Raw genomic sequence first — 21,430 nt, forward strand, 5'->3', positions numbered from 1 at the left:
TATCGTCAGGCAGGTGGGCGCCCAGTTGCAGCACATCGCCGGCCGGGTGTGGATCTATCCACATGATCCGGACCCGGACGCCATCCGCCCGTCGGTCGCGCTGATCGCCGACGACCGGGGGAGCGTGCTGGTCGACGCCGGCAACGGGCCCGAGCACGCGTACGCCGTACAACACGCAATCACCGAGGCGGGGCTGCCGGCGCCGAAGTGGCTCGTGTACACACATCACCACTGGGATCACACGTGGGGCGCTTGTGCCTGGGATGACCTCACGGTTGTCGCGCACGCTTCCGCCGTACCCCTCCTGGCGGCCGAGGCCGAGCGCCCGTGGAGCCATCGTTACCTCCACGACCAGGTCGAGGCGATTCCGAAGCTCGGACCCAGTTTCCGGGCCCGGGCCCTCGCCGTACCCGACTGGACCGGCTTCCGGATCAGGGTGCCGGAGCAGACCTTCACCGACACGATCACGCTCCCACCTGGCGTCGTACTGCATCACGTCGGCGGCAACCACGCGCCCGACTCGCTCGTCGTCACCGTGCCGGACTCACGTGTCATCCTCCTCGGCGACTGCTTCTACCCGCCGCCGTACCATCTCCGCGCGCACGGCGACACCATCGACCACGCCTTGGTCAAGCGACTGCTGGCCGAACGTCACTCCTGGTACATCGACGCTCACTCGCCACCGCGCCGTCGCTCGGAGGCCCTGGCGGAGTCCGGTTAGCGGACCTGGCGGCGGGGGATGCGCGCCGGGCATCTAGGCTGGGCGCGCGATGAAGACCTTTGAGGAACTGTTTGCCGAGCTGGGTGAGAAGGCGCTGACGCGGCCGGAGGGATCCGGGACCGTGGCGGCGCTGGATGCCGGCGTGCACGCGATCGGCAAGAAGCTGGTCGAGGAGGCCGCCGAGTCCTGGATGGCCGCCGAGCACGAGAGCAGGGAGCGGGCCGCGGAGGAGCTGTCCCAGCTGCTCTACCACGCGCAGGTGATGATGCACGCGCTCGGCCTGGACCTCGACGACGTGTACCGACATCTGTGATCGAGCCGCGGACCAGTTCGTTCACTTCTTCGGAAAGGGCAGTGTCATGCTGCGCGTCGCAGTACCCAACAAGGGCTCGCTGAGCGAGGCCGCCACCGAAATCCTCACCGAGGCCGGCTACAAACAGCGCCGGACCACCAAGGACCTCGCGCTCACCGACGCCGCGAACGAGGTCGAGTTCTACTACCTGCGCCCCCGCGACATCGCCGTGTACGTCGGCGAGGGCACGCTCGACGTGGGGATCTCCGGCCGTGACCTGGTGCTCGACTCGCACGCCGACGCCGAGGTGATCATGGAGCTCGGCTTCGGCGGGTCCACCTTCCGGTTCGCCGGTCCGCCCGGGGCCGCGAACTCGATCAAGGACCTGGCCGGCAAGCGGATCGCCACCTCGTACGCCGGGGTGCTGAGCGACCACCTGGCCGAGCACGGCGTCGAGGCCTCGGTGGTCCGCCTCGACGGCGCTGTCGAGACGGCCGTCCAGCTGGGCGTCGCGGACGTGATCGCGGACGTCGTCGAGACCGGTACGACGTTGCGCCAGGCCGGACTGGAGGTGTTCGGCGACCCGATCCTCAAGTCCGAGGCGGTGCTGATCAAGCGGCACGGCGTGGAGACCCCGCCGAACGGAATACAGCAGCTGGTCCGCCGGCTCGAGGGCGTCCTGATCGCGCGGAACTACGTGATGATGGACTACGACATCCGGGCCGAACAGGTCGACGCGGCTACCGCGGTCGCCCCGGGCCTGGAGTCGCCGACGGTGTCGCCGCTGCACCGGCAGGGCTGGGTCGCGGTCCGGGTGATGGTGCAGCGGGCCGACGCGCAGCGGATCATGGACCAGCTCTGGGAGGTGGGCGCGCGTGCCATCCTCACCACGGACATCCACGCCTGCCGGATCTGACCGGGGATCCGACATGGTCGCCGACGGCCGGCTCTTCACCTTCCATCCGCGGATCATCGCGCTGATGGCCGGTGGGATGGGGTCGTCGCTGATCGCGGTCTTCGGGGTGATCTGGTTCCGGCTGTCGGAGGACTCCCGGGACACGTTCACCTGGTTCCAGCGGCTGACGTTGCTGGCCTTCTTCGGCGCGGTGCTGTGGATCCTCTACCGGATGACCACGCTGCGGGTGTCGGCGTATCCGGACCGCCTCCACGTGCGGAACGTCTTCAAGACCTACACGCTGAACTGGGCCGACGTGACCGCGCTGCGGTTCAAGCCGGGTGACGCGTGGCTCCAGCTGTTCGATGCCGACGGCAACCGGCTGGGCATCCTCGCGGTCCAGGCCGCCGAGGGTGCCCGGGCGAGCCGCGCCGCCAAGGAGCTGGCCGCGGTCGCCCGGTCACGGGGAGCCGGTCCTAGACAGACACCCGGAAACTAGTCGTGTGGGAGTCGCCGGGTTTCAGGACCACCAGGTTCTGCCCGGTGATGAAGGCGTTCGGCGGACAGGTCATCGGCTCGACGGCGAGCGCTGTACGCCCGATCGCGCCACCGGTGTAGAGCTGCAACCAGGCCGTGTCACTGGTCAGCACCGACTTGTTGCCGGTGTCCGGATCCGTCAGCGTGACCGACCACGAGCCGCCGCCGAGCCCGGTGAACGCGTTGTCGATCTCGAGGTCGCCGATCAACCGGCCCCCGCTGAAGTCGAACGGCGTGTCATGGATCGGTGACAGCCCGATCGGCGTCATCCGCTCCGGTGACACCTCCAGCCACTCGGCCGCGCGGAACTCCAGCACGCACTCGTCGATCGACCGGCCGACACTCAGGTAGGGGTGCGTTCCATACCCGTACGGCGCATCACTCGCACCGACGTTGGTCGCGGTGGCGGTCACCGTGAGCCCGTCGGAGCTCAGTTGGTAGGCCAGTCGCAGGTCGAGCTGATGCGAGTATCCCGGCTGACCGTGCAGCCGATGGCCGACCTCGACGACAGCCGGGTCATTGCCGTCGTCGAGGCGTTCCCAGTTCGCCCAGCGGGTCAGACCGTGGATGGCGTTCTGCCGGGCCGGCTCGGTCAGGTACAGCTGCTCGTCGACACCCTCGAACGTGTACTTCCCGTCGGTGATCCGGTTCGGCCACGGGAACATGTGCTGCCCGATCCCGGCCTGCGCCGGCTCGTCCTCGCCGTACCCGAGCAGCACCTCACGCCCGTCGTACGTGAGCCCCCGCAGTCCACCGCCGACGCTCACCACCGTGCCGGCGTACCCGTCGGCCGCCAGTGCCCACTGCTCCCCGGAAGGCAGAACCTTTGTGCTCATCCACGTCCTCGCTTCGCTCCGGGCGCGGATGAGACACGAGGCGCGCTGTGCTTGATTGTGAACTCGCTCCGCTCGCTCATGCCACCATCCTCACAAATTTCCTGAAGGATGCTGTCCATCGGGGCCTGACCCGTTCGTAGTGATGCTGTAAACACGCCAACAGGAGGTTCCCAGATGAAGTACATGCTGCTGATCAACGCCGGTGACGTCGACCTGAGCGGCGGAGCGGCCGGATGTGAGCCGGAGGACTGGATGCGGTTCGACAAGGAGATCCAGGACTCCGGGGTCGTGGTCGCGTCCGAGTCGCTGGCCGACCTGGTCACCGCGACCCGGGTCCAGGTCGCCAACGACGGGAAGCGGACCGTGACCGACGGGCCGTTCGCGGAGACCCGCGAGGTGCTCGGCGGGTTCTACGTGATCGACGTACCGGATCTGGACGTCGCGCTGGACTGGGCCGCCAAGTGCCCGGGCTCGCGGGCCGGCGGATCCGTCGTCGTGCGCCCCGTCGCCGAGTTCCCAGCGGCCTGAGCCACCATGCACGCCGAGGTCGAGGCGGTGTTCCGGGAGGAGCGCGGGCGGTTGCTGGCCGCGCTCGCCCGGCGGTTCGGTGACCTCGACCTGGCCGAGGAGGTCACCTCGGAGGCGATCGAGACGGCGCTGGTGCGCTGGCCGGTCGACGGCGTACCGCCCAACCCGGGCGCCTGGCTGATGACCACGGCACGGCGCAAGGCGGTCGACCGGTTGCGGCGCGACCAGGTGTACGCCGCCAAACTCGCCGTCCTGCAGGTCGACGCCGACCGGGCCGCGCCGCCCACCTCGGGGGACGAGTTGCCGGATGAGCGGTTGCAGCTGTTCTTCACCTGCGCTCATCCGGCCCTCGCGGCCGAGGACCGCGGCGCGCTGACGCTGCGGTGCCTGGCCGGGCTGACCACACCGGAGGTCGCCCGGGCGTTCCTCGTCCCGGTCGCGACGATGGCGAAGCGGATCGTCCGGGCGAAGAAGAAGATCAGGGAGGCCCGGATCCCGTTCCGCGTGCCGGGCGCGGACGAGTTGCCGGAGCGGCTGCCCGGCGTGCTGCAGGTGATCTACTCGGTCTTCACCGAGGGGTACGCGGCCAGCTCGGGACCGTTCCTGCAGCGGCTCGACCTCGCCGAGGAGGCGATCCGGCTGGCCCGCATCCTGCGCCGGCTGCTCCCGGACGAACGCGAGGTGGCCGGCCTGCTCGCCCTGATGCTGCTGATCCACGCCCGGCGCGACGCCCGCACCGGGCCGGACGGCGAACTGGTCCTGCTCGACGACCAGGACCGCAGCCGCTGGGACCGCGAGATGATCGCCGAGGGCAGCGACCTGGTCGTCGCCTCGTTGACCGGCGGCGCGGCCGGACCGTACGGCGTCCAGGCCGCGATCGCCGCGCTGCACGACGAGGCGGCCGACGTGGCCGGCACCGACTGGCCGCAGATCGTTGCCTTGTACGAGGTCCTGATCGCGATGGACCCGTCGCCGGTGGTTGCCCTCAACCGGGCGGCCGCGATCGCGATGCGCGACGGGCCCGAGCCGGGCCTGGCGCTGCTCGACGAGCTGTCCGCCGAGCCACGACTGCGCGACTACCACCCCTACCGGCTGGCCCGCGCCGACCTCCTGCAGCGCCTCGGACGGTTGCCTGAGGCAACAGCGGCGTACCAGGAAGCCCTGGCCCTGGCCGGCTCCGAACCAGAACGAAACCACCTGCGCCGCCGGCTTGCCGAAGTGGACGAGCGCAGCGAGTTCATCGACAAGCCCAGCGCCGAGGAGACACAGCCATGACCGATGCCAAGATGACCGGCGACGAGCGGTTGGCCAGGGTCGCGCGTGGGTGGGACGAAGCCGCCGAGGGCTATGACGCGTACTTCGTGCCCCGGTTCGCGCCCTGGGTGAGTGCCGCTGTGGAGGCGATCGGCGAGATACCGGAAGGGCCGGTGCTGGTGCCGTGTTGCGGGACCTTTCCCGAGTTGGACCTGCTGGTCGAGCGGTTCCCGGATCGGGAGATCACCGGGATCGATCTGTCGGCCGGGATGGTACGCCGGGCCCGTGAGCGAGCCGCCCGCTCGGCACGTCCTGGTGTCGAGGTGGTGCAGGGCGATGCCAGCACACTCGACCCGCGGTGGTCCGGAGCCTGCGCCGCGGTCGTGTCGGTCCTCGGCCTCCAGCAGTTGCCCGATCCCGAAACCGCCATCAGGTCGTGGTTCGATGCCCTACGGCCGGGCGGGATCCTGTCCGTCGTCTACTGGCCTGAGGTCACCGAGGATGACGGCCCGTTCGCCCTGGTGGCGAAGGTGATCGGTGAAGGCAGCGACCACTCGTGGGAGGACCGGTTGGTCGTCGTACTCGACGATGCCGAGATCGAGCGCGACGAACTGGTGTCCTACCCGATGACCCACCCCGACGCCGCGACGTACTTCGACGCCGCCAACCATGCCGGGTCGATGCGCGCGCTGGCGCTTGCCCGCGGCGACGCCTTCATCGCGCAACTCAGGGAGAAGTACCTGAAACTCGCACCCGAGGGGGAGTGGACCCACCATCCGCGAGCGCGGCTGATCGTGGTCAGGAAGCCGCTGAGTCGTGCGGTGGCAGCGCCACCGACTTCGTGACGAGTTCGAGGATGGGGTCGTGCGGGACCGAAGGGTTGCCGTCGACGATGACGTGAGCCCGGGAGCGGGTCGCCTGGTCAGCGAAGTGGTCGCGTTCCCAGCGCATCCACTCGAGCCAGTGATCGCGCAGCGCCTCGCCGTCGCGGGCGATGCCACGATCGAGGCGTACCTCGTTCGAGGTCTCGATCCAGAGCCGCAGCGACTGCCAGTGGTCCGCGTCGCGGTCGCAGGCGGTGACACCTTCGACGATCAGCAGTTCCACGGTCACGGGTACGACGTGCAGCTCGGCGTACGCGCCGACGTGCCAGTCGTAGCGCCGGTACCGTCCTTCGCGGCCGTCCGCGATCCGTTGCAGGACATGGTCGCGCAACAGGCCGAATCCCCGTTCGGCGCCGGTCCAGCCGTCGTACAGGTCGTCCATGTGGATGACGCGGGTATTGAGCTCGCGCGCCTCGGCGCGGGCCGCGAAGCTCGCCGCGAGGGTGGACTTGCCGGACCCGGCCGGTCCGTCGATGCCGATCAGCCGGGTCTTGCCGAGCCGGGGCGGGGCGGCCTGGACGTGGTCCAGCAAGGAGTCGATGGTCAGCGGGGCAAGGTGTTCTGTCTCAGTTGATTCCATGGCGCTTCAGGATGTCCTCGATCTCGTCGAACTCCGACGATTCCTGCTGCTTACCCTTCGACCCCTTGGCGGGCTTGGCAGCTTTGGCGGGAGCGGCCGACGCGGGTGCGGGACCCGTCGCGGTCAGCTCACCCGCGGGCGAGGCGGGCGTGGACTGGTCCTTGCTCTTCGGTGCCCGGTTCCCACCGCGGCCCCGGGCCACACCCGAGACGACGTACAGCACGACCGAGACGCCGAACAGCGCGACCCCGGCCCACACGGTGGGGGAGAAGATCAGGTGGGTGACCCAACTGACGGCCGAGCGCACCACATCCCAGACCAGCTCGAGCAGGCCGGTCAGGTACAGCGAGACCGGCAACAGGGACCAGGCCACGCCACGGGTGCCGGCCGCCGCCCCGCGGCGCCGCCAGGCGGCCCACGAGCCGATCAGGCCGAGCAGCGTGAGGCCCACACAGAACGGCAGCAGCGTCAGATCGTTGAAGTCAGGCACATACCCAGGCTCGCACAGTCGCCGGAGGAACCAAGCCGGGAACAGCCCTGACGCACCCCTGAAAGACCGCTCCGGGCAATGCGGACCGCCAGGCCATCACATTTGGCGGCTGAGCCCCGGCCGGAGCGTGACGGACGGCCGGCCGCCGCGATTGTGGAGTGCTGGCGGTCCGCTTCGGCCGAGGGCGGTTCCCGAGCGGCGGAGGGGCGGAGGCAGAATCATGCGTATGCAACCAGAGCGGCGGCTGGCCTTCACCGGGTTCGACAACGACGACGGGTCGGCTGACCCCGCGCTGGCGAAGGCGCTCGCGGAGGGTGATCACGGAGCGCTGCTGGCGGCGCTGACCAAGGCCCGGCTGCTGGTGCCGGTGGTGGCGATGCTCGGCGAGGTCGAGTACGACGAGAACGGCCTGGCGCACGACAAGACCTCGGACATGGCGGTCGCGCTGCTCCAGGGCCAGGACGGCCGCCACGCCCTGCTCGCCTTCACCAGCACCGAGACCTTGGCCCGCTGGAGCCCGGACGCCCGCCCGATGCCCGCGCAGTCACAGGTCGTCGCGACCGCCGCGGTCCAGGAAGGCGCGGCCGCGATCGTCCTCGACGTGGCCGGTCCCGCCGCCGGTGTCATCGAGACCGACGACGTACGGCGCCTGGCCGCCGGCCTCCAGGTGATCCGACTGGAAGACGGCAGCTACGCCTGGATCGAACCCCCGGTTTCCGGAACATAACTGCCACAGAGCGCCTCCGGAAGCTCACCCCGGTCGATGAGCTGAGCGCTCGGGCTCGCCGTACGCGAGGATGGGAGCCATGACCGAGGACCGCGGGGAGCTGCCGCCGGGGCTTGCGCTGTCCTGGGGGGTGCAGCCCGCGCAGCGGCGTGGGCCCAAGCCGGGGCTGTCGGTGGCGCAGATCGTCGACACCGGGATCGAGTTCGGTGATCGGTACGGGTTCGAGGCGATCTCGCTGCAGAAGATCGCGGCCCACCTCGGCGTCACCACGAACGCGATGTACCGCTACGTCCGCTCCAAGGACGAGCTGATCGTCCTCGCCCAGGACAAGGCGTTCGGCCGCGCGCCGGACTCGATTCTTGCCGCCGATGGCTGGCGGTCCGGCGCTGACTCATGGGTCCGTGCGGCTGTCGACCGGTACGCCGAGCGTCCCTGGCTGATCGACGTACCCATCCGGGGTGCGCCGGCGACGCCGAATCAGCTGCACTGGCTGGAGGTGCTGCTCCGGGTGCTGGCGGAGACGTCCCTCAGTCAGCACGACGCGCTCGGATGCGCGGTGCTGCTGTCCGGGTACGCGCGCAGCTACTCGGCCATGGTGCGCGAGTTGACCGCCAATGCCGATGTGCCGGTGCAGGCTCCCGCCGTCGGGGAGTTCCTGGTGCCGAGACTGCAGCACGCAGGATTTGACCTGGTGGCCGCGCTCTACACCAACCAGGAGTACGAGGACGAGATCGACGACGACCTGGACTTCGGCCTCACCCGCATCCTCGACGGCATCGAGAAGCTAGTCGGGTAAGGCGATCCGCACCGGACCGTCGGCCCGGGCGGCGACCCACCGCAGGTGGAATTCGCTGCCGGGGGCAACTTCCGGCCGGCGGTGCGGCTCGGTGCGCAGGTTGACGGGCGCGGTCAGGCTGGTCGCCTGCGGGTGCTGTATGCCGTGCGCCCGGACCTCGGCGATCAGGTCCGCCAGGGCTTGCGCGGCCGGCTTCCGCTGGTGATCCACGGTGAACAAGCCCAGGTCGTACTCGCGGTCCGGGAAGTCCAGCAGTCGCCGGTCGACGTCATGTGACGACCACCAGGTCACCCCCCACAACGCCGGATTCGCGAGCACCAGCCCGACCGTCCGCCGGGTGAACTCGCCCTGCAGCTCCACCGGAATGTCCGGCCCGGGTACGCCGATCTCCTGCAGCCACACGGGCCGCGTCGGATCCAGCGACGTCGCCACGGCCAACTCGATCAGGTAGTCGGCGTGGCTGAGCGTCGCCGGACCGAGCGGACCGTCCACCTGTGAGACCCCGTTGAAAACCCACGAGTGGACAGTGCTCAGATCCCCCAGGTCCACCACGTCCGCCGGATGGAACGGATGGTCGGCCTTGTACCAGACGTCGTCGAACACCGAGTGCAGCGCCAGTACGCCGGGCGCCGCCTTCTTGACCGTGGTCAGCAACTCCCGCGCCCAACCGGTCGAGCTCTCGAAGCTGGTCGCGCTGTCCGGCCAGAGGTTGTTCACCTCGTTCCCGAGCGTGATCGCGAAGACGTTCGGCTTGGCCGCGACCGCCCGCGCGACGGTGTCGACGTACCTCGTCAGGCCGTCGCGGACCGTGGAGTCCTCGAACAGGCTGGTCTTGTGCCAGGTGAGCACCCACGACGGCAGGAAGTCGAAGCTGGACAGGTGGCCCTGGATCAGGTCGACCGCGACGGTCAGCCCGTGCTCGGCGGCGGCGTCGACGGTGTCCAGCAGGTCCTCGATCGCGCGCTCGCGGATGATCGCCCGGTTCGGCTGGATCCACGGCCAGACCGGGAACACCCGGACGTGGTCCAGGCCCAGCCCGGCCAGGTCGGCGAAGTCCCGTCGTACCGCGGCGCCGTCGTAGTCGAGCCAGCTGTAGAACCACCCGGCCGAAGGCACGTAGTTCGCGCCGAACCGCGGCGTGACGGGATCCGAGAGCATGCCGACGATGCTAAAACGGTTTAGAACTTGCGGCAACTCAGGCCGGGGGAGCAGTGGACTCGCGGACGGTGAGGACCGGGTCGGGGGTGCGGCGGTTGATGACGTGACCCGGGTCGGCGATGGTTTCGAGCAGCACCTCGGCGGCCTGGCGGCCGAAGTCGAAGGTGTCGCGGGACAGCGCGGTCAGGGCCGGGTGCATCAGCTGGGTCAGGATCGAGTCGTCGAACGCCACGATCGACAGGTCGCCCGGCACCGCGACGCCCATCTCCATCGCGACGCCGAGCCCGGCCACCGCCATCACGTCGCTGTCGTAGACGATCGCGGTCGGCCGCTGCGACTGGGACAGCAGTTTGCGGGTGATCGCGGCGCCCTCCGCGTCGCTGAAGTCGGTGGTCAGCGACGGCGCATCGAGCAGGCCTAGCCGGGGAGCGGCGTCCCGGAGGGCCCGGATCCGGCGCTGGGTGTGCTGGAAGTTCGGCGTACCGGCGATGTGCGCGATCCGGCGGTGCCCCAGGGCGGCCAGGTACTCCACGATCGACAGCATCGCCTCGCGGTCGTCGGCCCAGACCGAGGGCAGCGCGCCCTTGCCACCGCGGCCGCCGATCACCACGGCGGGCAGCTCGAGCGCCGTCAGCTCGTCGACCCGCGGGTCCTTGACGGTCAGGTCGACCAGGATCACGCCGTCGACGCGGTGCTCCGAGGCCCAGCGCCGGTACACCTCGATCTCGGCCGCGGTGTCCTCGACGATCAGCAGTTGCAGCGAGATCGACTCCGCCGACAGCCCGGACTGCACACCGGACAGCAGGTGGGCGAAGAACGGCTCCACGCCGAGCGTGCGGGCCGGCCGGGCGATCACCATCCCGACCGAGTCGACCCGGGACGCGCCGAGGGCCCGGGCGGCGCTGTGCGGCCGCCAGCTCATCTGCTCGGCGATCCGCAGAATCCGCTCCCGGGTCGCGTCACTCACGCCGGGCCGCCCGTTCAGCGCGAACGACACCGCGCCCTTGGACACCCCCGCGCGGTTCGCGATGTCGGCGATCGTCGGTCTGGCCACGTCGTACCTCCCTTGTGAGGGTGTCTGGGGACTCTGCGCCTACTGCGCGGCGCTCGGCGGGCACATCGCTGCGTTGGAGGACGAGGCACGGAGAAACCCACTCCGTGCCTCGTCCTCCGCCTTGCGCTGCACTCCGCCGAGCACCTGCTCGCGACGGCGCAGAGTCCCCAGACACCCTCTCACCCTTGACAGCGGATTCTACGATCCCGGATAGTGCAGGAGCTATACCGGTTTATCAAATCCAGGAGATTCCATGCGTAGACGTCGTCTGGCACCGGTGGCAGCTCTTGCCGCCGCGGCTCTCACCCTCGCCGGTTGCGGCCTCGGGTCAACCGAGGATTCGGGCAGCGGCGCCACGCCGACGGTCGACGCGAACGCAGCCGTGACCGGCGAGGTCAGCTTCCAGACCTGGGCGCTCAAGCCGAAGTTCACCGCGTACGTCGAGGGCGTGATCAAGGCGTTCGAGGCGAAGTACCCGGGCACCAAGGTGACCTGGCTGGACCAGCCGGGAGACGGTTACGACAAGAAAGTGCTGAGCCAGGCCTCGGCCGGCTCGCTGCCCGACGTGGTGAACCTGCCGCCGGACTTCGCCCTCTCGCTGGCCAAGCAGAACATGCTGCTCGACGTCGGCGCCGCCGACCCGAAGATCAGCGAGGAGTACGTCGAGGGTGGCGTGCAGGCGTACCAGTACCAGGGGATGAACGGCACGTTCGGCTACCCGTGGTACCTGAACACCGACATCGACTACTGGAACGCGGACAAGTTCGCCGCGGCCGGACTGGACGTGAAGAACCCGCCGAAGACCTTCGACGAGCTGCTCGCGGCCGCCAAGGTGATGCACGACAAGACCGGCGGCAAGGAGTTCCTGATGAGCCGGCTGCCGGGGATCGGTGACTTCACCAACGCAGGGGTCAAGATCCTGTCCGACGACGGCACGAAGTTCGTCTTCAACACGCCCGAGGCCGCCGAACTGCTGGACAAGTACCGCGACGCCTACAAGGCCGGCTACCTGCCGCGCGACATCCTGACCCAGGAGTACCTGGGCAACTCCAAGCTCTTCACCCAGGGCAAGGTCGCCTGGACCACCGGCGGTGGTAACGCGATCCAGGACTTCGTCAAGGACAACCCGTCGCTGAAGGGCAAGGTCGTCCCGTCACCCGCGCTGGACACCCCGCCGCTGTACGTGCAGGGCCTGTCGGTGTCGGCGAAGACGAAGAACCAGGCGGCCGCGATCGCGCTGGCCCGGTTCGTCACCAACGCGGAGAACCAGGCCGCGTTCGCCAAGATCGTGAACATCTTCCCGTCCACCAAGGCGTCCGCGAGCGACCCGTACTTCTCCAAGAGCGACGGTACGCCGGAAAGTGACGCGAAGGTGCTCGCGTTCGAGTCGCTGTCCAAGGCGAAGGTGCTGCAGCCGCCGGTGATCAGCGGGGCCACCAACGACTTCATCGGCCAGCAGATCTCGCTGGCGATCGCGGGCAAGATCTCGTCCCAGCAAGCCCTCGACGCCGCGGTGGCCAAGGCCAACCAGCTCCTCACCCAGTAATGCGCCATCAACGCTGGTGCACGCCGTGGGTGCTGGTGATCCCGGCCCTGACCTGGTTGCTGGTGTTCAACCTCTGGCCGTCGGTCAACACGGTCATCCTGTCGTTCACCAACGCCAAACCGCTCGGCGGCGGGACGTTCGTCGGGTTGAAGAACTTCGAGACCCTGCTGCACGACGAGCAGTTGCGGTGGGCGCTGCTGAACAGCGTCATCTACATGGTGGTCTGCCTGCCGTTCCTGACCATCCTGCCGCTGCTGCTCGCCGTACTGGTGGAGAAGAAGTTGCCCGGAATCACCTTCTTCCGGACCGCCTTCTACACCCCGGTGGTCGCGTCGGCCGTGGTGGTGGCGCTGATCTGGCAGTGGATCCTGGACGACCGAGGTCTGGTCAACGGCCTGGCCGAGAAGCTCGGTGTCATCTCCGGGCCGTTGCCGTTCCTCAGCGACCAGTGGCTGTTGTTGCTGAGCGCAATCAGTCTGACGATCTGGAAGGGACTCGGGTACTACATGATCATCTACCTGGCTGCCCTCGGGAACGTCGGGCGCGAGTTGCACGAGGCGGCCGCGGTCGACGGCGCCGGGTCGTTCCGGCGGTTCGTGCACATCACCGTGCCCGGGGTCCGCGGGACGATGATCCTGATCTCGATCCTGATCTCGGTGTCGGCGCTGCGGGTCTTCTCCGAGCTGTTCATCCTGACCGGCGGCAAGGGCGGTCCGGGCGGCCGGGACAACTCGGTCGTGATGCTCATCCAGCAGTACAGCCAGGGTTTCGAGGGCAACCTCGGGTACGCGTCGGCGCTGTCGATCGTGCTGTTCTTCGTCACCGTCGTACCGATGCTGATCCTGGCGCGGCTCAATCGGAGAGGGGCTGAGGCATGACCGTGCTTTTGGCCGGGCCTCCGGCGCCGGCGTGGTCATGGGGCCTTGGCTCCCGGCCTTCCCTCGTCGCTCCAGTCGCTGCGCTCCTCAGTCCAGGCCGGGAGGCCCCATGACCGCGATCAAGGACGCCGTCCCGGAAGTCGTTGTGCCCGAACCTGCTCCGGTACCGCAGCGCCGATCATTCGGCTTCAACACCATCTCGACGCGCGAGAAGGTGGTCCGGTACGTCCTGCTGGTGTTCGTGCTGCTGATCACGATCGGGCCGTTCCTGTGGCAGTTGTCCACGTCGCTGAAGGGATCCGGGGAGGACATCTACACCCGGATCCCGCGACTGCTGCCGGCCCAGCCGACGTTGGAGCACTACGGCGCGGTGGCCGACACCATCCCTGTCTGGGACTACGCCAGGAACTCGCTGGTGGTCGCCGTACTGGTTGTCGGCGGCAACGTCCTCGGTGCGTCGCTGGCCGGGTTCGCGCTGTCCCGGCTGCAGTTCAAGGGGCGGCGGATCGTGCTCGGGCTGTTCCTGGCCACGCTGGTGCTGCCGGGTGAGGTCACGATCATCTCGCAGTACGTGACGGTGCGGGAGTTCGGGCTGGCGAACACCCTGTTCGGCGTCGCACTGCCCGGCATGATCGGGGCGCTGAACGTGCTGCTGATGTACAACGCGTTCCGTGCGCTGCCGATCGAGGTCGACCAGGCCGCGATCGTGGACGGGGCGAACGCGTGGCAGCGGTTCGTCCACATCGGCCTGCCGTCGGTGCGGGGGACGATCAGTGTGGTGGCGATCTTCGCGTTCATCGGTGCGTGGGACGACTTCCTCTGGCCGTTGATCGTGCTGACCGACCCGGACAAGTACACGCTGACCGTCGGCCTGCAGTACCTGTCCGGCACCTTCAGCAACAACCCCCGGCTGATCGCCGCGGGCACGATGATCGCGTTCATCCCGATCGTGATCGTGTTCGCCACCCTGCAACGGTTCTTCTTCAAGGGCGTGGAGGAAGGCGCGGTCAAGGGTTAGCGGCCCGCCGGGCCACTACGGCGCCCGGCACACCTCCCGTGCGCACGGGAGCTTGAAGGCGGGGCCTGAGACAGTTCGCGGGGGCTTTGGACGTGGCATTTCCTGTTCAAGGTCCCCCTGGCGTGTTCAGGCCCCCGCAACCTGTCCACGGCCCGCTGCGGTGGTCGAAGGCCCGGCGACCTGTTCGAGGTCTCGCTGCGGTGGGTGAGGGCACCATCGCTGGCCTATTGACTTTCGATAGATGACGGTCGATTGTCGATGTATGAACTTGGTGCATCGGGTGGTCGTGCCGTTGAGGGTCCTGCTGGTGATGCTGTTCGCGGGGCTGGTGGTGGCGCAGGTGATGAGCATGCCGGGGCAGTTCGCGTACATGGCCAAGGAAGAGCCCGACCTGGCGTACCTGCGCTGGCCGCTGACGATCTGGTCGATCATCGAACTGCTCTGCATCCAGGTCGTCATCGTCTGCACCTGGAAGCTGCTCACCCTGGTCACCAGCGACCGCATCTTCAGTGCGGAAGCCTTCGCCTGGGTCGACGCGATCATCTGGGCGCTCGGGTCCGGCTGGGTGCTGTTCCTCGGCGTGTTCGTCTACCTCGGCTTCCTGGCCAACGACCCCGGCCTGCCGATCCTGATGTTCGGGATGGTGCTGGTCGGCGGCGTACTCGTGCTGCTCATGGTGGTCATGCGCGCCCTGCTCCGGCAGGCGACTACGCTGCGGTCCGATATGGAGGCGGTGATCTGATGCCCATCGTGGTGCGCATCGACGTCGAGCTGGCGAAGCGCAAAATGGGCGTCGGAGAGTTCGCCGAGAAGGTTGGCCTGACCCCGGCCAACGTCGCGGTTCTGAAGAACGGCCGCGCCAAAGCAGTCCGCTTCAGCACCCTCGAAGCCATGTGCCGAGTCCTCGACTGCCAACCCGGCGACCTCCTCGAATGGATCGACGACGAAGCCGAGGCCAACTCCCTCCCCGCCCCGGACACCCGCTCGGCCTGACAACAGGCCCCCACGCATGCTCGCCTTGCAATCCACGGCAGTGGCTCGTGTATGAGCAAGCCACGACGTAGGAGTGGCCGCGGGAGTGCGCGTGGGGGAATTACCTGCGGGCGGCGGCGGGGTGGACTGCGCCGGTGTACTTCTCGCCGGGGCCTTGGCCGGGTTCGTCGGGGATGGTGGAGGCTTCTTTGAAGGCGAGTTGGAGGGAGCGGAGGCCGTCGCGCAAGGGGGCGGCATGGTGGTGGCCGAGGGCGGGGGCGGAGGCGTCGAGGAGGCCGGCCAGGGCGTCGATGAGGGAGCGGGCCTCGTCGAGGTCCTTGTGGTCGGGGAGGTCCTCGGCCAGGCCGAGGTTGACCGCCGCCGCGCTCATCAGGTGCAACGCCGCCGTCGAGATGATCTCGACGCTGGGTACGTCGGCGATGTCGCGGGACACCATCGAATAGGGGTCTGGCTGCGAAGTGGCACCTGGATCGGTCATGCTGTTACTCTTGCACGGCGACCGACCTGGTCCAGCGGTGACCCCTGAGTGGAATACTCGAGGGAACCCGGTGGTTCTGGTCTAAGCGGAGGGCCACCTCCCACCCAGTCGATGCACAGTCGGCGGGTCCCGGTCACGTCGGGATTCCGGAGCGATCCGGTGATTCCGGCGATAGTACGGCGTACCTCCCGCAAGGGGGCGCCGTCGATCTGGGAAATTGGGCCTTCGTGTGATCGCACGAGGGCCTTCGTCGTTTCCGGGGGTCCGCGGCGATCGCGAGGTGGCACGACATGCGAGTACAACCCAGGAGGACCCATCACCATTGAACTGCGCGTCAACGAGCGCATCCGCGTTCCCGAGGTGCGACTGGTCGGACCGAACGGTGAGCAGGTAGGCATCGTCCGGATCGAGGACGCACTTCGGCTGGCACAGGAGGCCGATCTCGACCTGGTCGAGGTCGCGGCAACCGCCCGCCCTCCGGTCTGCAAGCTGATGGATTTCGGCAAGTACAAGTACGAGACCGCGCAGAAGGCGCGCGAGTCCCGCCGGAACCAGACCAACACGGTCATCAAAGAGATGAAGCTGCGGCCGAAGATCGACCCGCACGACTACGAGACCAAGAAGGGTCACGTCGTCCGGTTCCTGCGTGCCGGGGACAAGGTCAAGATCACCATCATGTTCCGCGGTCGTGAGCAGTCCCGGCCGGAGCTCGGCTTCCGGCTGCTGCAGCGGCTGGCCGAGGACGTGAGCGAGCTCGGCTTCGTCGAGTCCTCGCCGCGGCAGGACGGCCGGAACATGATCATGGTGCTCGGGCCGCACAAGAAGAAGTCCGAGGCGCGCGTGGACGTGGAGGCCGAGAAGGCGAAGAAGAAGGCCGAACGTGAGGCCGAGGAGCAGGCGGAGCGCGCCGAGCGCGCCGAGCAGGTTCAGGCCCACGAGGCCGAGCGCGCCGCCGGCGTCACGAAGAAGCCGAAGGGTCCGGCAGACAACCTCGACCCGGAGTGACGCATCGCTCCGGCCTCGATGCCGACGCCGGAGCACCGTCACACCGAAGATCGAGTCAACGAAAGACAATCAGGAGCACATAGCCATGCCGAAGATGAAGACCCACTCGGGGATGAAGAAGCGCGTCCGGGTCACGGGCTCGGGCAAGCTGCGCCGCGAGCAGACCGGTAAGCGCCACCTCGCCGAGGCGAAGCCGACCAAGCGCAAGCGGCGCCTGTCCGGCACCGTCGAGGTCGCGCCGTCGTACGTCAAGAAGGCCAAGAAGCTTCTCGGCATCTGAGCACCCCTTTCCCCGAACACCCCCCGCCGACTGGGCACCATCTCTCCGGCGCAGAAATACAAGGAGTAACACCTCATGGCACGCGTGAAGCGGGCAGTCAACGCCCACAAGAAGCGCCGGGTCGTACTCGAGCAGGCCAGCGGTTACCGCGGCCAGCGCTCGCGGCTGTACCGCAAGGCCAAGGAGCAGGTCACCCACTCGCTCGTCTACGCCTACCGGGACCGCAAGGCGCGCAAGGGCGACTTCCGCAAGCTGTGGATCCAGCGGATCAACGCCGCGGTCCGCGCCGAGGACCTGACCTACAACCGGTTCATCCAGGGTCTGCGGCTGGCCGAGGTCGAGGTCGACCGCAAGATCCTCGCCGACCTGGCTGTCAACGACCCGGCGGCGTTCTCCGCGCTGGTCCAGGTCGCCAAGGCGGCGCTGCCGGCCGACGTGAACGCGCCCAAGAGCGACGCGTCCGCGGCCTGAGCAGCACCCCAGACAGCACCGCAGTGGCGAGCCCTGGTCTGCTGACCGCACAGTCCGTGCGGATCAAGCAGGCCCGGCGGCTCGCCACTCGTGCGTTCCGGCGCAAGTCCGGCCGCTTCCTGGTCGAGGGCCCGCAGGCCGTCCGGGAAGCCCTCGAGCACCGCGAGCTCGTCCTCGAGGTGTACGCCGAACCCGACGTCGCCACCCGTCATCGCGATCTCCGCGACCTGGCCCGCGCGGCCGGCGTACCGTGGTTCGAGGTCAACCGCGCCGCCATCGAGGCGTTGAGCGAGACCGTCACCTCCCAGGGCGTCGTCGCCGTCTGTTCCCTCGTCGACGTCGCGCTGGACGCGTCGGTACGACGCACGGCCCAACTGGTCGCGGTCGGCGTCCAGGTCCGTGATCCCGGCAACGTCGGGACCCTCATTCGTACGGCGGACGCCGCCGGCGCGGATGCCGTCGTACTGTCGTCCGAATCCGTCGACCCGCACAACCCGAAGGCGGTCCGGGCCAGCGTCGGGAGCGTCTTCCACCTGCCGATCACCGTCGACGTGGACATCCCCGCGGCCGCCAAGTCGTGGCGCGACCAAGGTCTCCAGGTCCTCGCCGCCGACGGCTACGGCTCCACGGACCTGGACACCTGCATCGACGACGGCACGCTCACGAAGCCCACGGTCTGGCTTTTCGGGAACGAGGCCCACGGCCTGCCCGACGGATTCGACGCGATCGTCGACAGGTCGGTGAAGGTCCCCATCTACGGCCGGGCCGAGTCGCTCAACCTGGCCACCGCCGCCGCGATCTGCCTCTACGCGTCGGCCCGGGCCCAGCGCCGGACCGGCTGACTTATTTCTTCACCCGCGTTTCCAGGCCGTCGAGGAGGCAGTCGAGGCCGAAGACGAACGCCTCGTTGTGCATCGTCGCCAGGTCCCGGTTGGAGCGGCGCCGGAGCGATTTCTGCATCTCGGTGTCGTCGGCGATGGCGACGCGGGCCTGCTCCAGCACGTCGCTGACCCATTCCTCCGTCGTCTGGCCCGAGTTCTGGATGGCGGTGCGGATGGCGACCTCCGCGTTCGCCGTGCCGAAGACGTACGACATCACGCTGCTCATCGCGAAGTCGACGTCGCGCTCGGCGAAACCGGCGGCGCCGAACAGGACGAGCCCGCGGGAGCCGAGGGACGTGGCGTTCGGGCCGAGGCTCGGCCGGGTGTAGACGACCTCGGGCAGCCACGGGTGCCGCAGGATCATCGCGCGCAGGCTGTGCCCGAACAGCATCGCGCCGGACCGCCAGCCGGCCAGCTCTGGCTCGGGTACGTCGACCTCGCCGTACGTCTCGTCGATGACCAGGTCGATGAGGTCGTCCTTGGTCTGGACGTGCCAGTAGAGGCTGGTCGCGCCGGAGCCGAGTTTGGCGGCCAGCTTGCGCATGCTCAGCCCGGCCACGCCCTCGGCGTCCAGGGTCTCCATCGCGGCCTGCACGATCTGCTCCCGGCTCAGCGTCTCTCGAGCAGGTGCGGCGGCCCGCGTCCGGGTCCAGATCGATTCCTTCATGAGCCCATCGTAGCCGGGACTCGCACACCGTACGGGTTTGTCGTACAGTGTGCGAGTGACTAGTACACCGTTCGAGTCCACCGCGACCGGTCATCCGCGACGCTGGTGGATCCTGTTGATCCTGTGCTTGAGCCTGATGGTGCTGGTGGTCGACAACACCGTGCTCAACCTGGCCATCCCGTCGCTGATGCGCGACCTGGATGCCACTCCTGCCGACGTGCAGTGGATCATCGACGCCTACATCCTGGCGTTCGCCGGCCTGCTGCTGACGGCGGGCAGCCTGTCCGACCGGTTCGGCCGGCGGAAGATGCTGATCCTCGGGCTGGTGCTGTTCGGGCTGGCGTCGCTGCTGGCCATGCTGGCGGACACCCCGTGGCAGCTGATCGGCTGCCGGTTCCTGATGGGCGTCGGCGGATCGCTGCTGATGCCGAGCACGCTGTCGCTGCTGTTCACGGTGTTCCCGCCGGAGGAGCAGCGCAAGGCGATGGCCGCCTGGTCGATGGTCGCGATGGTCGGCGTGGTCGGCGGCCCGACGGTCGGCGGCGTACTGCTCGAGCACTTCTGGTGGGGCTCGATCTTCCTGCTGAATGTGCCGATCGCGGTGCTGGCGATCATCGGAGCGGTGGCGATGATCCCGGAGTCCCGTGGTCCTGCGCGTGCGGTCGACCCCGGCGGCGCGGTGCTCTCGATGGTCGGGATGACCGCGGTGGTGTGGGCGATCATCTCCATTCCGGCTGACGGGTTCGGGTCCGCGAAGGTGCTTGGCGGCTTGGCCGTCGGTGTGGTCGCGCTGACCGCGTTCGCGTTCTGGGAGAAGCGGAGTGCGCATCCGATGGTGCCGCTCGCGTTGTTCCGCGATCGCAACTTCAGTGGGACCAGCTTCTCGATCGTGCTGCTGTCGTTCACCGCTGGTGGGTTGCTGCTGGCGCTGACGCAGTACCTGCAGTTCGTGCTCGGGTACACGCCGCTGAAGGCTGGGCTGGCGCTGATCCCGTACGCGGCGTCGGCGATGCTGTTCAACGGTCTCGGTGCGACGCTGGGCAAGAAGCTGGCCGACCGCACGCTGATCGCGACCGGGCTGGTGGTGATCGCGGCGGGCTTCGGGATCCTTACTCAGGTCGGTGCGACGTCCGGCTACGGACTGCTGATCGTCGGACTGCTCGTGATGGGCGTCGGCGGTGGTCTGGCCGGGCCGGCGGCGTACACGCTGCTGATGCAGTCAGTGCCGGCCGAGCATCGCGGTGTCGGGTCAGCGATGAACGACACCGTGCAGCAGACCGGCGCGGCTCTCTCGGTCGCCGTACTGGGAAGTGTGCTGGCGGCGGCGTACTCCTCGTCGCTGCCTGACTCGGTGCCGGAGGCTGCTCGTAACTCCATCGCCGAGACGCTCGCCCTCGGTCCGGACTTCGTGGCCGCGGCCCGCAGTGCCTTCACCGACGCCATGTCCATCGCCATGACGGCCGGCCTGGTCGGCGCTGTCGCCGGTGCCCTGGTGGCCCTCGTCGCCCTGCCGCGTCGCCGGACGGACAGTACGACGCCCGCCGCCGACCTCGCCGAGTCCGGCGCTCCGGCGAACGCCCCGGCTGACTCCTGATCCGCCGCGTCTTTCCGGAAGATTGTTTGCACCTGCTGGCAGTGATCTTCCGGAAAGAAGTCGCCGGCGTTGATGGAAACGGTTTTCATTCCTGTTAGTCTGCGTGCCTCGAGGCGCGGAGGAGCAGGAGATGAGCGAGATCGACGGACAGCGACCTGACCATCGGCAGCAGGCGGACCACGGGCACGGTCATGGGCATGGTCATGGGCACGATCACGATCACGACCACGAGCATGGTGTGGTCGCCCGCTGGCTGGGGAGGGCCGAGCAGCGGGTGAACGACAGACTGAAGAGTGGCCGGGGCAGGAGACTGACGGCTCTCGGTCTGAAGGCTGCAGGAGTCACGATCCGTGCCGCGGCATTCGTCGTGTGCCCGGGTGACGACATCGCGGCGGCCGCGATGCCCGCGGTGGGTCACCTGGCCGGCCATGACGATCAGCACCATCACGAGGAGAGCGCCGTACTGCCGCGGCAGCCCGTGGTCGTCGCGAGGCTCCCGATGGACCGTCGAGTGGGTGGTCCCGATCCGGGCGCTGACCCACTGCCGAGCAAGCCGGTCGACGCGGATCCCGCCGGCTGGGACGTGGCGGCGCTCTACCAGACCTTCGTGGTCGCCGGCGTAGCCGCCCCCGGGTCGTCCGGACCGGCCTCCGCCGCTCCGGGGTCGCCCGGCTCGGCTGCCGCCGCACCGGACCACCGCCAGCCACCCCCGACGACGAAGCGCTCGCATCGAGGGCCCGAAGCGACCCGCTGAGCCGAGGGTTGCCCACTGAGAGTGGGGGTTGCCCACTGAGAATCCGAGTGGGCAACCCCCGAGCTCGGGGGTTGACCCCTCGCGTCGGGGGTTGTCCGCTCGGACCTTTACCC

The 21,430-nt window shown here is 68.6% G+C and carries 27 protein-coding genes; 20 read left to right on the forward strand and 7 right to left on the reverse strand.

Going from position 1 to position 21,430, the window contains the following annotated elements; translation table 11 throughout:
- The first annotated feature begins 13 nt into the window (after positions 1 to 13).
- From AB0F43_RS16850 to AB0F43_RS16865, 4 genes are read left to right on the forward strand one after another with little or no spacing between them, the layout of a single operon-like run.
- Complete coding sequence (locus tag AB0F43_RS16850; protein ID WP_360476687.1) at positions 14 to 721, forward strand: MBL fold metallo-hydrolase; 708 nt, start codon at positions 14 to 16, stop codon at positions 719 to 721.
- A gap of 49 nt (positions 722 to 770) precedes the next feature.
- Entirely contained in the window at positions 771 to 1,034 is a 264-nt protein-coding gene (locus AB0F43_RS16855) for a phosphoribosyl-ATP diphosphatase (RefSeq protein ID WP_360476690.1), read from the forward strand.
- Positions 1,035 to 1,080: 46 nt separating this feature from the next.
- On the forward strand, positions 1,081 to 1,929 hold the full coding sequence (gene hisG, locus AB0F43_RS16860) for an ATP phosphoribosyltransferase (RefSeq protein WP_360476693.1): 849 nt from the start codon (positions 1,081 to 1,083) through the stop codon (positions 1,927 to 1,929).
- A 13-nt stretch (positions 1,930 to 1,942) separates the two neighbouring features.
- A complete protein-coding gene (locus AB0F43_RS16865; protein ID WP_360476696.1) occupies positions 1,943 to 2,407 on the forward strand; it encodes a PH domain-containing protein in 465 nt (154 codons plus the stop codon).
- On the opposite strand, the gene AB0F43_RS16870 is transcribed toward AB0F43_RS16865, so the two are convergent.
- Positions 2,385 to 3,281, reverse strand: a complete 897-nt coding sequence (locus AB0F43_RS16870; RefSeq protein WP_360476699.1) for an aldose 1-epimerase family protein — start codon at positions 3,279 to 3,281, stop codon at positions 2,385 to 2,387. The genes AB0F43_RS16865 and AB0F43_RS16870 overlap by 23 nt on opposite strands.
- A gap of 174 nt (positions 3,282 to 3,455) precedes the next feature.
- Between AB0F43_RS16870 and AB0F43_RS16875 the strand changes: the two genes are divergently transcribed.
- From AB0F43_RS16875 to AB0F43_RS16885, 3 genes are read left to right on the forward strand one after another with little or no spacing between them, the layout of a single operon-like run.
- A complete protein-coding gene (locus AB0F43_RS16875) occupies positions 3,456 to 3,809 on the forward strand; it encodes a YciI family protein (RefSeq protein ID WP_360476702.1) in 354 nt (117 codons plus the stop codon).
- 6 nt (positions 3,810 to 3,815) lie between these two features.
- Complete coding sequence (locus AB0F43_RS16880) at positions 3,816 to 5,084, forward strand: RNA polymerase sigma factor (protein ID WP_360476705.1); 1,269 nt, start codon at positions 3,816 to 3,818, stop codon at positions 5,082 to 5,084.
- Complete coding sequence (locus tag AB0F43_RS16885) at positions 5,081 to 5,908, forward strand: class I SAM-dependent methyltransferase (RefSeq protein WP_360476708.1); 828 nt, start codon at positions 5,081 to 5,083, stop codon at positions 5,906 to 5,908. The genes AB0F43_RS16880 and AB0F43_RS16885 overlap by 4 nt, the downstream gene beginning before the upstream one ends.
- Here the strand turns inward: AB0F43_RS16885 and AB0F43_RS16890 are convergent.
- Both AB0F43_RS16890 and AB0F43_RS16895 read right to left on the reverse strand, forming a co-directional pair.
- Complete coding sequence (locus AB0F43_RS16890) at positions 5,862 to 6,527, reverse strand: hypothetical protein (protein ID WP_360476711.1); 666 nt, start codon at positions 6,525 to 6,527, stop codon at positions 5,862 to 5,864. The genes AB0F43_RS16885 and AB0F43_RS16890 overlap by 47 nt on opposite strands.
- Positions 6,514 to 7,017 (reverse strand): hypothetical protein, encoded by a 504-nt coding sequence (locus AB0F43_RS16895; RefSeq protein ID WP_360476714.1) that lies wholly within the window; start codon positions 7,015 to 7,017, stop codon positions 6,514 to 6,516. Before AB0F43_RS16895 ends, AB0F43_RS16890 begins: the two co-directional genes overlap by 14 nt.
- Positions 7,018 to 7,237: 220 nt before the next feature.
- Between AB0F43_RS16895 and AB0F43_RS16900 the strand changes: the two genes are divergently transcribed.
- Both AB0F43_RS16900 and AB0F43_RS16905 read left to right on the forward strand, forming a co-directional pair.
- Entirely contained in the window at positions 7,238 to 7,744 is a 507-nt protein-coding gene (locus AB0F43_RS16900; RefSeq protein WP_360476717.1) for an SseB family protein, read from the forward strand.
- Positions 7,745 to 7,823: 79 nt separating this feature from the next.
- Entirely contained in the window at positions 7,824 to 8,540 is a 717-nt protein-coding gene (locus AB0F43_RS16905) for a TetR/AcrR family transcriptional regulator (RefSeq protein ID WP_360476719.1), read from the forward strand.
- Here the strand turns inward: AB0F43_RS16905 and AB0F43_RS16910 are convergent.
- Positions 8,529 to 9,698 (reverse strand): glycosyl hydrolase, encoded by a 1,170-nt coding sequence (locus AB0F43_RS16910; protein ID WP_360476722.1) that lies wholly within the window; start codon positions 9,696 to 9,698, stop codon positions 8,529 to 8,531. The two genes, AB0F43_RS16905 and AB0F43_RS16910, sit on opposite strands and share 12 nt — an antisense overlap.
- A 37-nt stretch (positions 9,699 to 9,735) precedes the next feature.
- A complete protein-coding gene (locus tag AB0F43_RS16915) occupies positions 9,736 to 10,752 on the reverse strand; it encodes a LacI family DNA-binding transcriptional regulator (protein ID WP_360476725.1) in 1,017 nt (338 codons plus the stop codon).
- A 253-nt stretch (positions 10,753 to 11,005) separates the two neighbouring features.
- On the opposite strand from AB0F43_RS16915, the gene AB0F43_RS16920 reads away from it, so the two are divergent.
- From AB0F43_RS16920 to AB0F43_RS16940, 5 genes are all read left to right on the forward strand, one after another.
- Positions 11,006 to 12,298 (forward strand): sugar ABC transporter substrate-binding protein, encoded by a 1,293-nt coding sequence (locus tag AB0F43_RS16920; RefSeq protein WP_360476728.1) that lies wholly within the window; start codon positions 11,006 to 11,008, stop codon positions 12,296 to 12,298.
- Entirely contained in the window at positions 12,298 to 13,176 is an 879-nt protein-coding gene (locus AB0F43_RS16925) for a sugar ABC transporter permease (RefSeq protein ID WP_360476731.1), read from the forward strand. The genes AB0F43_RS16920 and AB0F43_RS16925 overlap by 1 nt, the downstream gene beginning before the upstream one ends.
- Positions 13,177 to 13,285: 109 nt before the next feature.
- Positions 13,286 to 14,194, forward strand: a complete 909-nt coding sequence (locus AB0F43_RS16930) for a carbohydrate ABC transporter permease (RefSeq protein ID WP_360476734.1) — start codon at positions 13,286 to 13,288, stop codon at positions 14,192 to 14,194.
- Between the two features lie 262 nt (positions 14,195 to 14,456).
- A complete protein-coding gene (locus tag AB0F43_RS16935) occupies positions 14,457 to 14,936 on the forward strand; it encodes a DUF2975 domain-containing protein (RefSeq protein ID WP_360476738.1) in 480 nt (159 codons plus the stop codon).
- The gene (locus tag AB0F43_RS16940; RefSeq protein ID WP_360476741.1) at positions 14,936 to 15,187 is read left to right on the forward strand and encodes a helix-turn-helix transcriptional regulator; all 252 of its coding nucleotides are present in this window, start codon (positions 14,936 to 14,938) and stop codon (positions 15,185 to 15,187) included. Before AB0F43_RS16935 ends, AB0F43_RS16940 begins: the two co-directional genes overlap by 1 nt.
- A gap of 100 nt (positions 15,188 to 15,287) precedes the next feature.
- On the opposite strand, the gene AB0F43_RS16945 is transcribed toward AB0F43_RS16940, so the two are convergent.
- Positions 15,288 to 15,665 (reverse strand): DUF1844 domain-containing protein, encoded by a 378-nt coding sequence (locus AB0F43_RS16945; RefSeq protein ID WP_360476743.1) that lies wholly within the window; start codon positions 15,663 to 15,665, stop codon positions 15,288 to 15,290.
- 315 nt (positions 15,666 to 15,980) lie between these two features.
- Between AB0F43_RS16945 and infC the strand changes: the two genes are divergently transcribed.
- The 4 genes from infC (at position 15,981) to AB0F43_RS16965 (ending at position 18,263) form a co-directional block, all read left to right on the forward strand.
- Positions 15,981 to 16,670, forward strand: a complete 690-nt coding sequence (gene infC / locus AB0F43_RS16950; protein WP_360476819.1) for a translation initiation factor IF-3 — start codon at positions 15,981 to 15,983, stop codon at positions 16,668 to 16,670.
- A gap of 85 nt (positions 16,671 to 16,755) precedes the next feature.
- On the forward strand, positions 16,756 to 16,950 hold the full coding sequence (gene rpmI, locus AB0F43_RS16955) for a 50S ribosomal protein L35 (RefSeq protein WP_360476747.1): 195 nt from the start codon (positions 16,756 to 16,758) through the stop codon (positions 16,948 to 16,950).
- A 75-nt stretch (positions 16,951 to 17,025) separates the two neighbouring features.
- Complete coding sequence (rplT, locus tag AB0F43_RS16960; protein ID WP_337011588.1) at positions 17,026 to 17,421, forward strand: 50S ribosomal protein L20; 396 nt, start codon at positions 17,026 to 17,028, stop codon at positions 17,419 to 17,421.
- 23 nt (positions 17,422 to 17,444) lie between these two features.
- Positions 17,445 to 18,263, forward strand: a complete 819-nt coding sequence (locus AB0F43_RS16965; RefSeq protein WP_360476750.1) for an RNA methyltransferase — start codon at positions 17,445 to 17,447, stop codon at positions 18,261 to 18,263.
- A 1-nt stretch (position 18,264) separates the two neighbouring features.
- Here AB0F43_RS16965 and AB0F43_RS16970 read toward each other — a convergent pair whose 3' ends face one another.
- Positions 18,265 to 18,969, reverse strand: a complete 705-nt coding sequence (locus tag AB0F43_RS16970) for a TetR/AcrR family transcriptional regulator C-terminal domain-containing protein (RefSeq protein ID WP_360476753.1) — start codon at positions 18,967 to 18,969, stop codon at positions 18,265 to 18,267.
- A gap of 55 nt (positions 18,970 to 19,024) precedes the next feature.
- Here AB0F43_RS16970 and AB0F43_RS16975 point away from each other — a divergent pair, with 55 nt between their 5' ends.
- Positions 19,025 to 20,563 (forward strand): MFS transporter, encoded by a 1,539-nt coding sequence (locus AB0F43_RS16975; RefSeq protein ID WP_360476756.1) that lies wholly within the window; start codon positions 19,025 to 19,027, stop codon positions 20,561 to 20,563.
- A 130-nt stretch (positions 20,564 to 20,693) separates the two neighbouring features.
- The gene (locus AB0F43_RS16980) at positions 20,694 to 21,317 is read left to right on the forward strand and encodes a hypothetical protein (RefSeq protein ID WP_360476759.1); all 624 of its coding nucleotides are present in this window, start codon (positions 20,694 to 20,696) and stop codon (positions 21,315 to 21,317) included.
- Positions 21,318 to 21,430: the final 113 nt, after the last annotated feature.

It is taken from the genome of Kribbella sp. NPDC023972, assembly GCF_040639075.1.
Lineage (GTDB): Bacteria > Actinomycetota > Actinomycetes > Propionibacteriales > Kribbellaceae > Kribbella.

Excerpts from the sequence above, each read along its gene's own strand:
- AB0F43_RS16855 (WP_360476690.1), top strand. The coding sequence starts at position 771 with ATGAAGACCTTTGAGGAACTGTTTGCCGAGCTGGGTGAGAAGGCGCTG.
- hisG (WP_360476693.1), top strand. The coding sequence starts at position 1,081 with ATGCTGCGCGTCGCAGTACCCAACAAGGGCTCGCTGAGCGAGGCCGCC.
- AB0F43_RS16865 (WP_360476696.1), top strand. The coding sequence starts at position 1,943 with ATGGTCGCCGACGGCCGGCTCTTCACCTTCCATCCGCGGATCATCGCG.
- AB0F43_RS16870 (WP_360476699.1), bottom strand. The coding sequence starts at position 3,281 with ATGAGCACAAAGGTTCTGCCTTCCGGGGAGCAGTGGGCACTGGCGGCC.
- AB0F43_RS16875 (WP_360476702.1), top strand. The coding sequence starts at position 3,456 with ATGAAGTACATGCTGCTGATCAACGCCGGTGACGTCGACCTGAGCGGC.
- AB0F43_RS16880 (WP_360476705.1), top strand. The coding sequence starts at position 3,816 with ATGCACGCCGAGGTCGAGGCGGTGTTCCGGGAGGAGCGCGGGCGGTTG.
- AB0F43_RS16885 (WP_360476708.1), top strand. The coding sequence starts at position 5,081 with ATGACCGATGCCAAGATGACCGGCGACGAGCGGTTGGCCAGGGTCGCG.
- AB0F43_RS16890 (WP_360476711.1), bottom strand. The coding sequence starts at position 6,527 with ATGGAATCAACTGAGACAGAACACCTTGCCCCGCTGACCATCGACTCC.
- AB0F43_RS16900 (WP_360476717.1), top strand. The coding sequence starts at position 7,238 with ATGCGTATGCAACCAGAGCGGCGGCTGGCCTTCACCGGGTTCGACAAC.
- AB0F43_RS16905 (WP_360476719.1), top strand. The coding sequence starts at position 7,824 with ATGACCGAGGACCGCGGGGAGCTGCCGCCGGGGCTTGCGCTGTCCTGG.
- AB0F43_RS16910 (WP_360476722.1), bottom strand. The coding sequence starts at position 9,698 with ATGCTCTCGGATCCCGTCACGCCGCGGTTCGGCGCGAACTACGTGCCT.
- AB0F43_RS16920 (WP_360476728.1), top strand. The coding sequence starts at position 11,006 with ATGCGTAGACGTCGTCTGGCACCGGTGGCAGCTCTTGCCGCCGCGGCT.
- AB0F43_RS16925 (WP_360476731.1), top strand. The coding sequence starts at position 12,298 with ATGCGCCATCAACGCTGGTGCACGCCGTGGGTGCTGGTGATCCCGGCC.
- AB0F43_RS16930 (WP_360476734.1), top strand. The coding sequence starts at position 13,286 with ATGACCGCGATCAAGGACGCCGTCCCGGAAGTCGTTGTGCCCGAACCT.
- AB0F43_RS16935 (WP_360476738.1), top strand. The coding sequence starts at position 14,457 with ATGAACTTGGTGCATCGGGTGGTCGTGCCGTTGAGGGTCCTGCTGGTG.
- AB0F43_RS16940 (WP_360476741.1), top strand. The coding sequence starts at position 14,936 with ATGCCCATCGTGGTGCGCATCGACGTCGAGCTGGCGAAGCGCAAAATG.
- AB0F43_RS16945 (WP_360476743.1), bottom strand. The coding sequence starts at position 15,665 with ATGACCGATCCAGGTGCCACTTCGCAGCCAGACCCCTATTCGATGGTG.
- rpmI (WP_360476747.1), top strand. The coding sequence starts at position 16,756 with ATGCCGAAGATGAAGACCCACTCGGGGATGAAGAAGCGCGTCCGGGTC.
- rplT (WP_337011588.1), top strand. The coding sequence starts at position 17,026 with ATGGCACGCGTGAAGCGGGCAGTCAACGCCCACAAGAAGCGCCGGGTC.
- AB0F43_RS16970 (WP_360476753.1), bottom strand. The coding sequence starts at position 18,969 with ATGAAGGAATCGATCTGGACCCGGACGCGGGCCGCCGCACCTGCTCGA.
- AB0F43_RS16980 (WP_360476759.1), top strand. The coding sequence starts at position 20,694 with ATGAGCGAGATCGACGGACAGCGACCTGACCATCGGCAGCAGGCGGAC.